Consider the following 417-nt stretch of genomic DNA (forward strand, 5'->3'; position numbering starts at 1 on the left):
AGCATCAGTAGTATTCTGTCCAAAAATTGTAAGACTTACCGTAGCCTCATCACATGCCTGTGGTGTACCATCATCACATACACTATAGATAAAACTATCTACTCCTATAAAGTTAGGATCATTTGGTGTATAGGTAAAGGTACCATCTGCATTCAATACCAACACTCCATTGGTTGGACCACTTACAGGCATCGTATTTACAGTCTGAGTATCGCCTTCTAAATCATTATCATTATCTAATACATTACCTGTTATTGTAGCTCCCTGATTACCTGAATAAGCATCATCATTAGCATCTGTAGTATTTACTAAAGGTGGGTTTACAGTAATGGTAAGAACTGCATCATCCGTAGCCGGTGTAGCATTGTCATCTACAATCTCATAAGTAAAGGTATCTTCACCTACAAAATCCGTCGG

1 protein-coding gene is annotated in these 417 nt (G+C 38.1%); it reads right to left on the reverse strand.

Annotated elements, in window-relative coordinates:
• Positions 1-417: cadherin-like domain-containing protein (locus tag RM538_RS13385; protein WP_311333942.1), on the reverse strand; the 417-nt coding region annotated here is incomplete at both ends.

This window comes from Patiriisocius hiemis, assembly GCF_031846325.1.
In the GTDB taxonomy this organism is placed as follows: Bacteria; Bacteroidota; Bacteroidia; order Flavobacteriales; family Flavobacteriaceae; genus Patiriisocius_A; species Patiriisocius_A hiemis.